This window comes from Lysinibacillus sp. FSL M8-0337, assembly GCF_038593855.1.
Taxonomy (GTDB): Bacteria; Bacillota; Bacilli; order Bacillales_A; family Planococcaceae; genus Lysinibacillus; species Lysinibacillus sphaericus_D.
In genome coordinates this window covers 2,201,658-2,217,711 of sequence record NZ_CP151996.1, presented here as the reverse complement: position 1 = coordinate 2,217,711, position 16,054 = coordinate 2,201,658, and the positions used below count along the sequence as shown (strand labels likewise).

At 36.4% G+C, this 16,054-nt stretch carries 16 protein-coding genes; 12 read left to right on the top strand and 4 right to left on the bottom strand.

The annotated features are described in order from the left end of the window. Positions 1–29: 29 nt before the first annotated feature. From MKY08_RS10520 to adhP, 5 genes are all read left to right on the top strand, one after another. Positions 30–1,460 (top strand): PLP-dependent aminotransferase family protein, encoded by a 1,431-nt coding sequence (locus tag MKY08_RS10520; RefSeq protein WP_069512607.1) that lies wholly within the window; start codon positions 30–32, stop codon positions 1,458–1,460. Positions 1,461–1,741: 281 nt separating this feature from the next. Continuing rightward, a complete protein-coding gene (locus MKY08_RS10515) occupies positions 1,742–2,887 on the top strand; it encodes an MFS transporter (protein WP_069512608.1) in 1,146 nt (381 codons plus the stop codon). 225 nt (positions 2,888–3,112) lie between these two features. Next, complete coding sequence (locus MKY08_RS10510; RefSeq protein ID WP_069512609.1) at positions 3,113–3,862, top strand: glycosyltransferase; 750 nt, start codon at positions 3,113–3,115, stop codon at positions 3,860–3,862. Positions 3,863–4,002: 140 nt separating this feature from the next. After that, positions 4,003–4,497 (top strand): DinB family protein, encoded by a 495-nt coding sequence (locus MKY08_RS10505; RefSeq protein ID WP_069512610.1) that lies wholly within the window; start codon positions 4,003–4,005, stop codon positions 4,495–4,497. A 331-nt stretch (positions 4,498–4,828) separates the two neighbouring features. Continuing rightward, a complete protein-coding gene (gene adhP, locus MKY08_RS10500; protein WP_069512611.1) occupies positions 4,829–5,845 on the top strand; it encodes an alcohol dehydrogenase AdhP in 1,017 nt (338 codons plus the stop codon). 164 nt (positions 5,846–6,009) lie between these two features. Here adhP and MKY08_RS10495 read toward each other — a convergent pair whose 3' ends face one another. Both MKY08_RS10495 and MKY08_RS10490 read right to left on the bottom strand, forming a co-directional pair. Beyond that, positions 6,010–6,630, bottom strand: coding sequence for a class I SAM-dependent methyltransferase (locus MKY08_RS10495; protein WP_069512612.1), 621 nt, complete (start codon positions 6,628–6,630; stop codon positions 6,010–6,012). A 323-nt stretch (positions 6,631–6,953) separates the two neighbouring features. Then, positions 6,954–7,865 (bottom strand): DNA-3-methyladenine glycosylase, encoded by a 912-nt coding sequence (locus MKY08_RS10490; protein WP_069512613.1) that lies wholly within the window; start codon positions 7,863–7,865, stop codon positions 6,954–6,956. A 178-nt stretch (positions 7,866–8,043) separates the two neighbouring features. Here MKY08_RS10490 and MKY08_RS10485 point away from each other — a divergent pair, with 178 nt between their 5' ends. The 4 genes from MKY08_RS10485 to MKY08_RS10470 all read left to right on the top strand — a co-directional run bounded on the left by MKY08_RS10485 (position 8,044) and on the right by MKY08_RS10470 (position 10,827). After that, complete coding sequence (locus tag MKY08_RS10485) at positions 8,044–8,757, top strand: 2OG-Fe(II) oxygenase (RefSeq protein WP_069512614.1); 714 nt, start codon at positions 8,044–8,046, stop codon at positions 8,755–8,757. A gap of 86 nt (positions 8,758–8,843) precedes the next feature. Then, a complete protein-coding gene (locus MKY08_RS10480) occupies positions 8,844–9,470 on the top strand; it encodes a bifunctional transcriptional activator/DNA repair enzyme AdaA (RefSeq protein ID WP_069512615.1) in 627 nt (208 codons plus the stop codon). Next, complete coding sequence (locus MKY08_RS10475; protein ID WP_069512616.1) at positions 9,454–9,987, top strand: methylated-DNA--[protein]-cysteine S-methyltransferase; 534 nt, start codon at positions 9,454–9,456, stop codon at positions 9,985–9,987. The genes MKY08_RS10480 and MKY08_RS10475 overlap by 17 nt, the downstream gene beginning before the upstream one ends. Positions 9,988–10,008: 21 nt before the next feature. Further along, a complete protein-coding gene (locus tag MKY08_RS10470; RefSeq protein ID WP_069512617.1) occupies positions 10,009–10,827 on the top strand; it encodes a radical SAM protein in 819 nt (272 codons plus the stop codon). Between the two features lie 384 nt (positions 10,828–11,211). Here the strand turns inward: MKY08_RS10470 and MKY08_RS10465 are convergent, their stop codons facing one another. Then, a complete protein-coding gene (locus tag MKY08_RS10465) occupies positions 11,212–11,550 on the bottom strand; it encodes a helix-turn-helix domain-containing protein (RefSeq protein ID WP_069512618.1) in 339 nt (112 codons plus the stop codon). A 322-nt stretch (positions 11,551–11,872) separates the two neighbouring features. On the opposite strand from MKY08_RS10465, the gene MKY08_RS10460 reads away from it, so the two are divergent. Together MKY08_RS10460 and MKY08_RS10455 are read left to right on the top strand one after the other, a co-directional pair. Next, positions 11,873–12,424, top strand: coding sequence for an NAD(P)H-dependent oxidoreductase (locus MKY08_RS10460; protein WP_069512619.1), 552 nt, complete (start codon positions 11,873–11,875; stop codon positions 12,422–12,424). 30 nt (positions 12,425–12,454) lie between these two features. Beyond that, positions 12,455–13,168, top strand: a complete 714-nt coding sequence (locus MKY08_RS10455; protein ID WP_069512620.1) for an SDR family oxidoreductase — start codon at positions 12,455–12,457, stop codon at positions 13,166–13,168. A 359-nt stretch (positions 13,169–13,527) separates the two neighbouring features. Here MKY08_RS10455 and MKY08_RS10450 read toward each other — a convergent pair whose 3' ends face one another. Beyond that, the gene (locus MKY08_RS10450; RefSeq protein ID WP_024361739.1) at positions 13,528–13,803 is read right to left on the bottom strand and encodes a YqhV family protein; all 276 of its coding nucleotides are present in this window, start codon (positions 13,801–13,803) and stop codon (positions 13,528–13,530) included. A gap of 306 nt (positions 13,804–14,109) precedes the next feature. Here MKY08_RS10450 and MKY08_RS10445 point away from each other — a divergent pair, with 306 nt between their 5' ends. Next, positions 14,110–15,909, top strand: a complete 1,800-nt coding sequence (locus MKY08_RS10445) for a S9 family peptidase (protein ID WP_069512621.1) — start codon at positions 14,110–14,112, stop codon at positions 15,907–15,909. The last annotated feature ends 145 nt before the right edge of the window (positions 15,910–16,054 follow it).

The following is a 16,054-nucleotide window of genomic DNA, read 5'->3' as shown; positions in this document are numbered from 1 at the left end:
TCGCATCATTTAACTGGAAGTGAATGAAAATGTTAAAAGTAAACCGAGAAGATAAAATTCCGATTTGGCAACAGTTGCTGGATCAGGCTATCCATCATATAACAACTGGAAAATGGCCACCAGGTGAATTACTTCCTCCATCCCGAGAGCTTGCCTTATTAGTCGGCGTTTCACGCTCAACAATACAAATTGTTTATGAGGAATTATTTAGTCGGGGCTATACCGTTACTAATTGGCGTGGTGGAACAAGGGTAAGTGAATGGGGATTGAAAGCTAATTCGGCAGAAGAAACTACCTCTCATGGACCATCTACGCCAGCATTACCTTTATTAAACACGGCAGTTGATGAATTAAACAGTTGGTTTAGAGGCACAGAAAATCCAAATGTAGAAATTGATTTTTGTCCTCATGAGCCTTATTTAGACGAGCACTTCCAAAAAAATTGGAGACAATCTTTTTTACAGGCTTCATCCGAAGCAGATTTGACCACTTGGGGTTATGGCAACCCTTATGGTTTTACTCCGCTCCGTGAACAGATTCAACGTTATCTAACATTTGAAAGAGGTGTTCATGTAGATATTGACCAAATCATTTTAACTTCCGGTGCACAGCATAGCATTGATCTAATTGCGCAAGCACTGTTAACGGAAGGAGAAACCGTTTCTGTTGAAGATCCTGGATTCCCTGCTGCCTGGATGACCATGAAATATCGGCGAATGAATGTCGTTTCCGTACCTGTTGATGAGTATGGAATACAAGTAAATCGTATTCATCCGCAAAGTAAGCTTATTTTTGTTACACCTTCTCACCAATGTGCAGTTGGAGTTATTATGTCTGAACCACGGAGACAACAATTGCTTCAAAAGTCTGCGCAAGAGCAATTTTGGATTGTAGAAGATGATTATGATGGCGAATTTAGGTATCGTGGTGGGCCGCTTCCTACTTTGTTCAGCCAACAACCACAGAACACATTGTATATGATGAGTTTTTCCAAAATGGTGGCACCAGGCATACGCATTTCGGCAGTGATTGGGCCAAAGGATGCCATTCGTCAGCTTGCTCAAGTACAAGCCCTAACCTATCGACATCTGCCGATAATGGAACAACTAACGCTTAGTCATTTTATTGAGCACGGTCATTTTATGCGGCATATGAGGAGAGCAAGAAATGTATATCGACGCAGACATGAAGCAATGGCCAAGGCCATCATGGCAACTGGACTAGCTGAACGTTTTAAACTAAGTGGCATTGAAACAGGCTTGCATATGCTTCTTGAAGCTGAAGAATCGTTTGATGAAGAAGCGATGACAAACCTAGCGCTCGACAAGGGAATTCGCGTTTATCCACTTAGTAAGTATTGTTTAGAAACGAATCGAAAAGGATGGGTACTGGGATTTGCTAAAGTTGATGAAGGCGCAATTGAAGAAGGCATTAACCGCCTTGCCAAGATACTTTTATAATCGAAAAATATCTCTTTGGCTTTACAAACAATCAAATTTTATGAATGAGCGCATGTTGCTTGAACTGCCACAGTCAACCCCATATGTTGATATGAAAGCAATACATAAATATAATTGACAACCAATAAGGCAAAATGGTATTTTTGTTTAAGAAATTTTTAATTGAATAAGGCGACATGACTTTGGATGTCATGTTAGCGAATTGACAAAGAAAATGTTTTAATGCAGCGCCTCCTAAACTGGGGGCGCTGCTTTTTGTATTTTTTTAGAGGAGTGAAATGATGGATAAAAGAATTTACCTATTATCGACGATTGCTTTTATAGTTGGTCTAGTTGAATTAGTAATTGGAGGGTTGCTTCCACTGATTGCGGAAGATTTAAATATTTCGTATGGCAAAGTAGGAATGTTAATCTCCATGTTTTCATTAAGTTTTGCCATATCAGGTCCCATTTTATTATCTTTAACTTCAATGATGGAGCGCAAAAGATTATTTCTCATCGTTTTGTTTATTTTCTTTGTGTCTAATATGATGATTGTGTTGAGTGATATGTATGTTGTTCTTATGAGCGCTAGAATTTTATCAGCTATGTGTGCGTCGCTACTTGTTTCGTTATGTATCACCATCGCTTCTCAAATAAGTGATGAGGCTTATACAGCAAGAGCAATCGGCCTTGTATTAATGGGGGTTAGTGCTTCCCTCGTGTTTGGTGTTCCGTTTAGTTTATGGTTAGGCAGCGAATTAGGTTGGCGGGCACCATTTCTTTTTATTGCTATTTTGACATTAATGCTGATGTTAATAGTATTTTTTGTATTAGGAACAATTGAGCCCAAGAAGAAATTGCCTATTAAAGCCCAAGTAAAGGCGATAAAGGAGCGAAAGATTTTACTTATTCATTCAATCTCTATCGTGTTTTTTACAGGTCATATGACTTTATATGCATATTTAACACCATTTCTTCAGTCCACGCTACATTTGTCAGAGAAGTCTCTTAGCCTGATGTATTTAATCATCGGTATATCCTCCATATGCGGGAGTTTACTAGGTGGATATTTTACTGATCGTATTAGTGCAAAACGAACGATTATTTCCGTATTGTCCTTCTTTACATTAACGATTGTTGCAATTCCGTTCTTAAAATTTTCCGTTGTTCTGTTCGTTGGGGCCATATTATTATGGAGTCTACTAAGTTGGTCACTACAACCTGCGATTCAAAGCTATATTGTTTCTACTGCATCGACTACATCAGATATCCATCAAAGTTTAAATAATTCTGGTGCTCATATTGGCATGGCATTAGGTTCTACAATAGGGGGCATAACCATTGATGCATATAGTGCTGAAATAAATGCCATTATCGGTGGCACAATGACTTGCATCGCATTAATAGTAGCTCTTCTGACCTTTAAATGGCAAAAAACTACGTAGAAATATGGTCAATTTTTGTCCAATCAAGCTTAAAAAGTGAATACAATAAATAGAAAATATATCATATATTTGTAAAATACATTAAAATAAAACTAGCCTCGTAAGATTGCAGGCTAGTTTTATTTTGATTGTAGCACTATAGATCAAGCAGGCATTTTCACATTTTCATTTGAATATATTTTTAATGAGATTACTATTATTAAATATAATGGTGGGGGAGATTGGATGGACACTTTAACAAATAAGAATCAACAAGACGTAATCATTTCTATTATTATACCCGCTCATAATGAAGAAAAGTACATTGGAAAATGCTTAGACTCTATTTCAAAAGCGTCAAAATTACTCCAAAATGAAGTTGAAATCATTGTTGTGCTAAATCGCTGTACAGACAGAACGGAAGAAATTGCGAAATCATATAACTGTATCACAATAGATAATGACGATAAAAATCTTTCTAAAATTAGGAACACAGGCGTTGAAAAAGCTAGGGGCGAAATTATTGTAACAATAGATGCAGATACACAGATGAATGAGCATATGCTTACAAAGGTAGTACAAAACTTGAGCTCGGGAAAGTATATTGGCGGAGGAGTTACAGGGAAATTTGAAAGAATGTCTTTAGGGATATTCGTTTCAACTATGTTATTAATAGGACCCTTACTTATTAAATATGGCGCCATATCCGTGGGCATTTTTTGGTGCTACAAAGAGGATTTTAAGTCCATTAACGGATTTAATGAAGAGTTGCTTATGGCGGAAGATGCTGATTTTGCTAAACGCTTAAAAGTGTGGGGAAAAAAGAAAGGACAAAAATACGGAACAATTCAAAATGGTATGATTACCTCCAGCAGAAAGTTTGATAAACACGGAGACTGGGTGTTACTTAGACGGCCGAAATTAATTTTAGCCTATCTGAAAGGAACAGATAAACACTATGCAGATGAAGCCTATTATGAAAATCATGATCGCTAATCTATCAAGTTGAGAGAAAGAAATAAAGGGAACTGTTTTACCAAACATCTATTAAAATTTACAGAGACGTTAATCAAAGCAGGATTAACGCTTTTTTTATTGAAATTATTCTTTTATAGCTAAAAGAGAGGGGAACAGATATGAGTAAACAATTAATCATCGGCGACGTAACACAAGAACTAACTTCTACACGTCGCATATTGGAACGCTTACCGGAGGAGCATATGTCATGGCGACCACATGATAAATCCATGACTCTCGGTGGACTAGCCACACATCTAATAAATCTGCTAAACTGGCAAATCGCGATTATTCAGCGCACGGAGTTGGATCTTTCAACAGTGCCACTTCGACGAGAGGCATTAGAAAAACAATCTGACATTCTAGAAGAATTTGACGCAAACGTCACAAAGCTTAGCAAGCTGCTCATCGAATGTGATGACAAAGCGCTCGGCGATGAATGGACGCTTCGCCATGGCCATCATATTATACGCCAACAGCCGCGAGCACTTGCGTTACGTACTTTTGGTATTAGTCATATGGTTCACCACCGTGCACAACTGGGCGTATACTTACGCCTTCTTAATATAGCAGTGCCAGGCTTTTATGGTCCATCAGCTGATGAAGAAATCTAATTAAGTATCTGGTGCATGGGTGATAAAGATTAAAGAGTTGCATATTGCAGCTCTTTTTTTATTTTCTGTAGGCTTATTACTATAAAAAGAATTTTGAGCGAGGTTTTTGTTTAAATCATCCGACAGCTTTTGATTTATTAAATTTTAAAAATATTCTAATTATTTAAAATAATAGTATTTTTCTATGAGGGTAGACTCATTTTTTATGAATTGTCCTAAAAATAATTGAATTCAATTAAAATCCTTTATAAAATGAAAGCGAATTCATACTTTAGTGCATGCACGCTTGTTAATTAAAATGATTTCTTACATTTAAGGAGGCATATTAATTATGATAGCAGCAGTCGTAACGAAAGACAAAAAAGTAAGGGTAGAAGAGAAACAACTAAGACCATTGAAACATGGTGAAGCATTAGTACAAACAGAATTTTGTGGTGTTTGTCATACGGACCTGCATGTCAAAAATGCAGATTTCGGTGATGTTACAGGGATTGTATTAGGTCATGAAGGTATTGGTAAAGTGATAGAAGTTGCAGAAGGGGTTACATCTCTAAAAGTTGGTGACCGAGTATCTATTGCTTGGATGTATGAGAGCTGCGGACATTGTGAATATTGTACGACAGGGCGTGAAACACTATGTCGCGATGTTAAAAATGCAGGGTATACAGTAGATGGTGCTATGGCCGAGCAGGTGATTGTATCAGCTGATTATGCAGTGAAAGTTCCAGCTAATTTAGATCCAGCAGCCGCTTCTTCTGTCACTTGTGCAGGTGTGACAACTTACAAGGCGGTGAAAGTGTCAAATATCCGTCCAGGACAATGGATCGGGATATTTGGTATTGGTGGTCTCGGCAACTTAGCTGTGCAATATGCCAAACATGTCTATGGTGCAAACGTAGTGGCGTTCGATATCAATGATGAGAAGCTAGCATTTGCTAAAGAAGTAGGGGCAGACGCTATTGTTAATTTATTAAATGAAGACCCAATTGCGAAAGCAAAAGAACTGACAAATGGGAAAGGCTTAGATGCAACCGTGGTCACAGCTGTAGCTAAAACGCCGTTCAATCAAGCGATTGATGTGGTAAAAGCAGGCGCACGTGTAGTAGCAGTTGGTTTACCTGTAGATAAAATGGATTTAGATATCCCTCGTTTAGTACTGGATGGTATCCAAGTGATTGGTACATTAGTAGGTACACGCCAAGACTTACAAGAAGCATTCCAGTTTGCGGCAGAAGGTAAGGTAGTACCGAAAGTAACATTACGAAAAATCGAGGAAATTAACGAGATTATGGAAGAGATGGAACAAGGTAAAATAACAGGACGTATGGTAATTGACTTTACGAAATAATAGCTTGTTATCAATTAATTTATAAACTAAACGAGGCACTTCCGCTACAAAGGAGGTGCCTTTCTTGCTTACAAACAAGGAAGCAATTAGCTTTCACTAGATTCATATTTCACATTGAAAGACCTTGTTAAGTTAAAGGAATTAGAGAATTTCTTATGTCATCTTTACTTAACTTTCATGACTTCAATATATCTATACATTCCTTTTAACATAACTGGGTCATCCTTTATAATTTTAAGCCTTTGTTTTTGTTGGCTAAACATATCCTCAAAACTTCTTCCAATATCAGTGCCTAATAGGCTTATAATGGGCCTTAACAGCTTTTTTGTTACCGTTATTCGTTGATGTTTAGCAGCAAATTTATCGAAAATTAGTATTTTTCCATCCTGCTTTAAAACGCGAATCATTTCTTCAAAGCATTTATGTTCATCAGGCACGACGGAAAGAATTAAACTCGCCACAATATAATCGAATGATTCATCTTCAAAAGTCATTTTTTGCGCATCCATTTCTAAAAATTGGATAGCAGAGCGCTCGAATTTACTTTTAGCGATTGCTAACATATCAGGAGAATAATCAATGGCTGTAATATCATAATTCATATAGTCAATGTATTCTAAATCAGCTCCAGTACCGATCCCAACAAATAAGATTTTCTGCTTGCTTTGAAAAGGGACTTCTTGAAAAATCTTTTTTCTCGTCTTCAAAAAAACACCAGTATTAAAAAATCTATCATAGAAAGAAGAGCCCACTTTGTAGATAATCTTATTCCACTTATTATTCAATCGGTCATCCCATCTTTCATCCGTAAAATTAAAGGAAAGTCATTTAAAATTGCTTAAGGAAGGTAACTCCGTACAAAGCAAGCATTGTCACTACATGTTCTTTATAATATTATACTAAACTATAGCTTCGAACATATCCTCCTTAGACATCTAGAGCTAGCGACATAGGTGTCTAATATAGTGGGATGAACACACTGATTCCAGCGATTTATTACGGAAAAAAATTGAAGACAATCTACCTTGACTTCAGTCTGAAACCAGTAATAACAACGATGCCTCCTACTTACATATGACAAAGACATTTAACTATAATTAGAACGTTATCAGTATAAAACACGCCATAAATAAAAGGTAGCGTATGATTCCCAGTTTTTCCATGGCGCTGATAGTTCTAAAATTTCATCTTTTGTAGGCTTTTGCGTCATATTACGTAATACTTTTATCGAATTAATCAGACCGACATCATCAATTGGGAAAGCTGTTTGGAATCTTAGGCAGCGCATCAGTACGTAATTAGCTGTCCATGGACCGATTCCTCGTATTTGAATTAAGCTTTTTTCGGCATCTTTAAAGTTCATTGTTTGTAATTTTTCCTTCGATAAAGTACCATTTGCCATTAATTTAGCAATACCAATGATATATTCACTTTTTTTTGCCGTCATTTTGATATCTGCTAGGTCGGATGGTGTTAACTGTGCAATGTGTTCGTACGTTGGGAACACCCAATATTTTTTCCCTTTCCATTCGATAAAATCGCCAAAGCTTTCTACAAATTGCTTCTTTAAGGAATAGGCAAACGCTAAATTAATTTGTTGCCCTAAAACGCCCCAGCATAATGCTTCAAATAAATGAGGAATGCCCACTACACGCAATCCATAAAATTTTCGGGCAGGCATTTCAAGTAATGGGTCTGTAGTTGCCATATCATAAAAAGGCGTTAAATCGTTCTCAAGGTCAAACCATTCATAAATATATTTTACAATTTGTTGTCGTATCCGCTTATCATTCGGTCTAGAATCATTTAGGAATTGAACAATCATTTGGTTATGTTGGCTTACGCTAATCTGTACTAAGGAGCGCATTTCTCCTATCGCAATAACCTTTGTAATAACATCATTCTCAACCTCATACATACATTCATTTTTTTCTCGTAATAGATAGTTTAGGTTTGCATTCATATCGAAATGGTTAGGTAATGGAATGACCATCTCATCATTATTTTCATGCCATATCACTTTTGCATTCTCCTCTATAAACTGATTATTAGGTAACATATACGATTAAAATTTACTTTACCATATCATAATCGAGACGAATTTTGTTATCTTGCTATTACATTCTAAACACCTTATGTTTTCCTGCTGATGCGGTTATAGTGTTAGTTATTAAGAATGCGAATAGGAGGGCGTAACAATGGTTCAAGAGATAAAAACACGAGTAGAAAACTTAGATTGGGACACCATTCAAAATGAATTAGATGCACAAGGGTTTGCAAAGCTTCCCGTGATTTTAACAAAGGCGGAATGTGAATTTCTAAAAGCGTTGTATCTTGAGAAGGAGCCGTACAGAACAACAATCAATATGCAACGCTATCGCTTTGGCAATGGGGAATACAAATACTTTTCCTATCCACTACCTGCTATTGTCCAAAGTTTAAGAGAGGTCTTCTATGTAGAATTGTCTAAAACAGCTAATCGTTGGTTGGGGTATTTACGAAAAACAGCACAGTTTCCCAACAACCTTCAAGATTTTTTGACCATCTGTGAAGAAAATGAGCAAACAAGACCAACACCTTTACTATTAAAGTATGAAACAGGGGGCTTTAATTGTTTGCATCAAGATTTATACGGCGATATATTTTTCCCATTTCAAGTAGTCTTTGTCTTAAATCAACGTGAAAAAGATTTTTGCGGTGGAGAATCGCTATTAGTGGAACAAATTCCTCGTGCTCAAAGTAGAGGACATGTTATTACTTTAGATCAAGGCAGTGCGCTTATTTTCCCTACGAACTATAGAGTTGTTCTTGGTCAAAAAGGGTATTACAAAAATAAGGTGCGTCACGGAGTAAGTACGGTTACTTTCGGGGAACGTTTTGGTCTTGGAATCATTTTTCATGATGCGACATAAAAACTACTTCAATATCTTGCTATTCTATTTCAAGAATTGTACATTGGGAATTTCTAAGGAGTATAGTGTAAAGAGAGGTGAGCGTAATGCTAGATAGGTTCAATCACGAGTGTCATGATAAAACTTCAAATGATATGGAACAGATAACAGATGAAAAGTGGCAAGCTATAATTAATAATGATCCAACGTATAATCATCAATTTTTCTATGCTGTAAAATCAACAGGGATATTCTGTAAACCATCTTGTAAATCGCGCGTCCCGAAAAAAGAAAATGTCTGCATTTTTCAAAACGCAGAACAAGCTCTACGTGCAAATTTTCGGCCTTGTAAACGTTGCAAGCCAACGAATGAAAAATTGCCTGATAGCGAATGGGTTGAGCTAATTACTGCCTACATTGATAAAAATTACACAGAAAAATTAACCTTAGAATCGTTAGCCACAATTTGCCATGGGAGTCCCTATCATATGCATCGCACATTTAAAAAAATTAAGGGTATAACACCTGTTGAATATATACAACAAGTTCGCGTACATGAGGCTAAACAATTATTAATGCAGACAAATAAAGCCATTGGAGATATTGCCATTTGTGTAGGAATGATGAATACGCCTTATTTTATTACGTTATTTAAAAAGAAAACAGGATTGACACCTTCTCAATTTCGACAAATGCATATAACTGGAGGAAAAGATAGTGGTAACAAACAATAAAACAACGCTTTATTGGTCTTTACTAACGTTTGAAGATTGGCATTTTTATATTGCTTCCACTTCAAAAGGGTTAGTGTATGTAAGTTCACAGAACAGCTCATTCGATGAGTTAATCGAGTGGTCTAAGAAGCGCTTTCCAGAAAGTCCACTAATTGAAGATAATAAAAAGCTAGAACCCTATATTGTTGAATTGATTCAATACCTAGAAGGAAAGCGAAAAACATTTACTATGCCATTTGATTATGTAGGGACACCATTTCAGATAGCAGTGTGGAATGCACTTTGTGATATTCCTTATGGACAGACGAAATCCTATTCCGAAATTGCCAATGCTATTAATAAGCCAGCAGCTGTTCGTGCAGTTGGCACGGCGATTGGAGCCAATCCAGTATTAATTACTGTACCGTGCCATCGTGTAATTGGCAAGAATGGCTCATTAACAGGCTATCGGGGAGGATTAGCAATGAAGATACAGCTCCTAGATTTAGAAAAGCGAACTTCAACTAGCTACGAGTGATTATGAATGGAGGGGACCGGGATGAAAAGTGAATTATTCTATAAAAATCCAAAAACGATTCTGAATAAAGGAACTGGCTTTCTTGCTGGATATACGCATTCACTAAATCCTTATACTGGCTGTTCATTTGGGTGCTCCTATTGTTATGTCCGAGCATTGCCTGTTGCACTTTTTCGAGATGGTGAATGGGGCAATTGGGTCGATATAAAAAACGGAGCTGCAAATTTATTAAAAAAGGAGCTTCAGCGCGCCAAAGCTAAAGGAAATGTAACCATTTTTATGTCATCAAGTACAGATCCTTATCAACCAATCGAGCATAAGGAAAAAGTGACAAGGTCCTTACTAGAAGTGATGGTCGCAGATCCCCCAAACTTCCTTTTAGTACAGACTAGAAGCCCACTTGTAAGCCGTGATATTGATTTGCTACAACAATTTAAAGAGAAAGTTCGAGTAAGTATAACGATTGAGACAGATTCCGAAACAATACGTAAACATTTTACGCCAGATGCACCACCAATTCAGGCGCGTTTTAAGACATTAGAAACATTAGCAGCCAACGGAATCCCGACCCAAGTGGCTATAGCCCCCATTTTACCAAGTGGGGAATATTTTCCAGAGAAATTGAAACCATTCGTCGATCGAATATGTTTGGATGACTACTTTTTAGGAGATGGCAGTGGTGGAAATCGCACAAGAAAACTTGGCATGGAGGAGAAATATGCCCAACTTGGTTTAAAAGATTGGTACGGATCACATGTAATTAATAATGTCTATAATCGATTTATTAAAACCTTTCCAGAAAGTGATGTTTATCTAAGTCAAGCAGGATTTGAGCCGTAAAAATAATTGCGCATTGGCTATAGCAAATGGATGCTTTGCAAATAACGGAACAACCATTGCAAGCATCCTTGCTGAATTTTACAGAAACGATGCTTGTGCGCTGTGAGAGCTATCGAGATGGGCAACTGTATGTGTGGTTGAATCTCGATACGTTTTACAGTGTAATTTTTATGGGAAAATCCGTAAAAGCAATGTGTAGTAATCTACCCTAATATAATTACTTTTGTCACAACTTTCTAGTTATCGAAAGTATGGAAATGGGTCCAAGCGGATTGTGGAGCATCATATAGTGCATTAAAAAGTCGAACATACAAATTTGTATGTTCGACTTTTTTTACAATATATTAACATACCAAAATGTAAAGCATGACTTATTTAAACTATTTATAAATTTAATCCAAATCGCTTTAATTCAATGAAAACACCTTCCAACAGTTTTCCTTTGTCTGTTAACGTATATTCCACACGAGGGGGAACTTCTGGGAAAACCTTTTTAATCAAAATCCCATGATCTTCTAGTGTTTTAAGACGGAGGGAAAGTGTTTTCGGACTAATTCCATCCATAGATTTTAATAGGTCACTGAACCGCATTGTTCCTTCTATAAGTAAATCGCGAATAATTAAAAAAGTCCATTTAGTCCCAATTACATCAAGTGTTTTCGCAATGGGGCAAGCCTCACCTGGTACTCCTTTGGTCAACACTACTGGCTCAATCACACTCATTTAAAACATCCTCCCTAAAAATTTTTGAGCAATTTACCTCATCATAGCACAATAGTATACTTTCAGAAACTTAATGAATAAAATATCACTACTTCCCAAAAGGAAGTTACTATATTTATAATATCATTGTATTTGTTAATCTCATCCTTAATTGAGGAGGTGCTCAAAATTATTGTCAGAAATCAACGAAATAAGCTACCGTTGCTATTACTATTTGTACAACACTAAGGGATTTTTCCCGCTGTAGCAAACGGTTAGTAGAACATTGGCAAGACACTAGGTTTGTTTTAAGAGATAACAGAATTGAAGGAGCCAGATAAAGATGAAAAATATACTTATTATTAACGGTCATCAGAAATATAGTTCAGCTGAGGGGAATTTGAACCAAACATTGATGAACAAAATGGTTAGTTTTTTAGAAGAAAAGAACAATGTAAAAACAACAATTATTCAAAACGGATATAAAATCGAAGAAGAACAACAAAAATTTATATGGGCTGATATTGTCATTTATCAAACACCTATCTATTGGTTCAGTGTCCCCGGCTTATTGAAGACGTATATGGATGAAGTATATGCCTATGGTTTATTTTTTAGGGGTGCTGATGAGTATGGGAAAGGTGGATTGTTGACTGAAAAGAAATATATGTTTTCGCTTACCTGGAATGCCCCTGAAAAAGCATTTAACAATCCAAGTGAATTTTTTGAAGGGAATACCCTAGAAGATGCAATAATGCATTTACATCTTATACAGAAATTTCTCGGAATGAAACCATTAAAGAGTTTCTCTTGTTATGATGTAGTCAAAAATCCAAAGATTGAAAAGTTTTTATCCGAACTTGATTTACACCTGCAAGAGATATTGAATTTTTAAATTTATGTAAACGAATAAGGGGAGAAAAACATGTTAAAAGATAAAAAAGTTGTAATTATCGGCGGAAGTTCTGGGATTGGTTTAGCATCAGCTAAACAGTTAGTAGCGCAAGGGGCAGAAGTAATCATTGCCAGCCGCTCCGAAGAGAAATTGCAGAAGGCAAAAGAACAACTAGGAGTTAGGGCAACAACTTATATTCTAGATACAACGCAAGAACAGCAAGTACAATCTTTCTTTGAAAAGATTGGCCAGTTCGATCATCTAGTTGTAAGCGCGGCAGAAACATCGGGCGGGGCATTCCTCCAAACGGATACAGCACAAGCCCAAAAATTGTTTGAAAACAAATTTTGGGGACAATATTATGCAGCAAAGTACGGTGCTTCTAACATTTCATCAAACGGTTCAATTATTTTATTTTCTGGAGTTGTAGCCTACAAGGCTATGGTTGGCTCGGCAATACTAGGCGCAGTCAATGCGGCTATATCGAATTTAGGCCAGACTCTGGCATTAGAACTTGCTCCTATCCGAGTAAATATCGTCTCACCAGGTATAATTGATACACCTTCCCGTAGCAAAATGCCAGAAGAAGCACGTAAGCACTTCTATAATACAGTTGAAAATAAACTCCCTGTGAAACGAATAGGGCGAGCTGATGATGTTGCACAAAGCGTACTATACTTGCTACAAAATAGTTTCGTGACTGGAACAGTTCTTCATGTAGAAGGCGGTCACATGTTAACTTAAGACAGCAGCAGAATATATCTCCTAAACAAACTTTTGTAGAACTATAACTGACCTAACAAATAAAACACCTTTCGCGTTGACTGACGGGTATTGTACATATCAAATCAACGTGGAGGTGTTTAATTAGTGTTCTTTTTTACAACAGTTTGTGGACGATTATAAGCACCAACTTCACAACAGAATAATTGCGTACGATACACTCAGTCTCAAATTGACAAGGTAGAGGTGACTTTTACATAAAAAAAGTAGCGTGTGACACGCTACAGCAAACTATTGACCATTCTTCTTATGAAGAATATTCAATAGATATTGTTCAAGAAGGCTAATAAATAACAAAGATTTAGAATGGAATGTCTCTATTACTTAATATGTGAGCTAACAATGATAAGTGTAATTCCAGTAAATAGGCAAATGATTCTCGCCACAGGAATTTTATCAGCTAGTCCAAATAATGCAATCGCTGTCGTTACGATTAAAACTGTTGGACCAACCAATGCAAGCATTGTATTAATATAGAATGCTTTTTCTAAATTATTCAACTTTAGCATCAACAATCCAGCACTTACTTCAATACTTCCAGACAATACACGTAAAATAACCATAGCAAGAACCGATTTTTCAATAATGGTCATCATCCTATCTTTATAGATAATATTAACATATCTTATAAATCCACTTTAGTCTAATTGTAGAATTCTGTTTCAAAGAACTAACATCAATGTATGTATGATCAGAATCAAGTATTCTTGTTTTAATATGCTTTATAGTATGAATTAGTAGAGGTACATATAATAGAATCCATCGAAAAGATAGTAATTTTAAAGGATGCAGGCATATAGTACATTTTCTTATCATATATTATACATTGAAGTGTAATCATGATATTTTATAAAAAGACAGACTTTTCTCATAATTTAAATTAAGTAAGGAGAGTGTTGAATATGATATCTTTCTCTAAACCAGATGTAGAACAGTTTTTACGTACATTTTCGATTGGTGATTTTGCGGTTAGTCCAGATGAAAAACAGCTAGTTTTCAGTACAAATTTAAGTGGCAAGTATAATTTATGGGCGATGAATTTACCAAATACGTTCCCGTCGCAACTTACTTTCATTGACCAAAGTTGTCAAGGTCTTCTCTATGATAAGCAAGGACGGTTCATCATTGCCGGTTTTGACAAGAATGGAAACGAAAATACGCAATTTTATGGAATGCCACTTCAAGGTGGAACAATGAAAAAAATTATTTATGAAGAAGGAACTCGCAATTCTGTGCCCATTTTATCTGAAGATGGCAACAAGCTTTATTATACATCTTCGAAAGGAAATCCAACGTATTTAAATTCATATGTCTATGACTTGGTGACAGGTGAGAAAAAAACAGTTCTTGTGGGAAAAGATGCGCCCACTTTTTTACTCGATTTTAGCCCGAATGAAGAGTTAGCCCTCTACTATAAACATTTTTCTAATACGTATAAACTACTATACGCTAAACGAGGAGAGGAACATATTCTCCTAACACCGCCAACAGATCAGCAACATACGGTCAGTGGCGCAGTGTTTGTATCCGATAAACTCATCTATTTATTAACAAATTACAATGCAGATTTTACGTATTTGGCTTCCTATAATTTAGAGACAAATGAGTTTGTAAAATTAAAAGATTTAGAGAATGAGAGCTTTACTACGTTGAAATATAACAAAGAAAAGCATTGTCTGTATGTCATCAGTGAAAAAGGTGTAGAAGATCATTTGTACAAGCATGATTTGCTATCGAATAATTGGGAAGAACTACATTCACCATGCAGTATTATTGAAAAACTTATCGTCACAAAATCCGGTACGTTGTATTTATTAGGAAGAAGTGCGACGAAGCCTCACAATATTTATCAATTGAAGGAAAATGAATGGACATCTTTAACCGAATACACAGTTCCAGGTGTAGATCAAAGCGAATTAGTGGAACCAGATGTGATTACGTATTCTTCCTTTGATGGACTTGAAATAGAAGCCTTATTTTTCAAAGCTAAAAAGGAAAATGATAATGGTGAAATCATTTTTTGGCCGCATGGTGGTCCGCAAGCTGCAGAGCGCAAATTTTTTAGAGCTTCCTTCCAATTCTTTTTAAATAATGGGTATAGCATTTTTGCTCCGAATTTCCGTGGGTCAACAGGCTATGGATTGGCTTTTACAAAAATGGTAGAGGGAGATTGGGGACACAGTCCAAGACTTGATAATGTAGCTGGTCTCGACTGGCTCATTGAAAATGATTACGCAGTAAAAGGCAATATTTTATTGATGGGCGGAAGTTATGGAGGATACATGGCATTATTGCTCCACGGTAGACACGCTGATTATTTCAAAGCCGTGGTGGATATATTTGGTCCATCTGATTTGTTCTCATTTATCAACTCAGTTCCTGAAGACTGGAAGCCAATTATGGATCAATGGGTAGGAAACCCTGAAAGAGACAAGCAAAAACTCATTGAATACTCACCAATTACTTATCTAGAAAACATGGTGAAACCAATGCTGGTTATCCAAGGAGCCAATGACCCACGTGTTGTAAAAGAGGAATCTGATCAAATCGTACAGGCTTTAAAAGATAAAGGGCGCGAGGTTGAGTATATGCTTCTTGAAGACGAAGGACATGGGTTCTCTAAAAAAGAAAATGAAATTGCTGTATATCAAAAAATCCTGTCATTTTTGAATCAGTTCGTTGAATCTAAAGTGAACGCATAATGATACGTATTATGGAAAAGAAGCCCACCTGTGAAGAAAACAAAGAGCGTATTAAAAATTCCTTCTTCAAATAATGGGTGTGTAAGTTGATGGAAATATTAGTTGAAGTTTAAAAAGACTAGAACCTACAATCTGTAGAGAACCT